The organism is Staphylococcus sp. EG-SA-2, from assembly GCF_017152085.1.
Window position 1 is genome coordinate 1 of sequence record NZ_JACYHC010001278.1, and the last position, 610, is coordinate 610.

Consider the following 610-nt stretch of genomic DNA (forward strand, 5'->3'; position numbering starts at 1 on the left):
GTAAAAATTGAAGACAATAAACTCACTCTCCTTTATAAATATTTTACTGTCATTTGCCGTTTTTATCAAATCATTTACACTTTAATAATTTGTTTAATTCAATATAAAGCAAAAGTCCAAAAACACTTAGACAACATGATAATACACCAATTTGCCACACATGTGTAGTTATAAAATCATAATATGGAAATTGAAGGTGAAAATAGTCAATATAATCATTCAAAAACACCCAAATCATCGCTACACTGATTCCAATCATAGAACGTTTAAACCTAGGATAGAAGTAAATTGCCTGAACAGCCATTATACTGTGGGAAAACATTAATACCAAACCATTTACTGTAATATCACCTTGTTCAATAATAAATAATATATTCATTATAACTGCCCAAATCCCATATTTGAATAATGTTACAAATGCCAGTGCTTCGATAATACTATTTTGTTTTTGAATTAATATCAATGAGATAGAAATAACTAAGTATAATATTGCAGTTGGGCTATCTGGAACAAAAATCTTAAAATGCCACGGCGTATGACTTAATTGTTCACCATACCATATATAACCATAAATCATCCCTAATATATTACAAATGAGTAGCATCATTAA

At 28.4% G+C, this 610-nt stretch carries 1 protein-coding gene; it reads right to left on the reverse strand.

The features are described from left to right. Nucleotides 1-70 precede the first annotated feature (70 nt). The coding region (locus tag IDG60_RS20675; protein WP_241013415.1) for a DUF1405 domain-containing protein at nt 71-610 on the reverse strand (540 nt) is incomplete at its 5' end.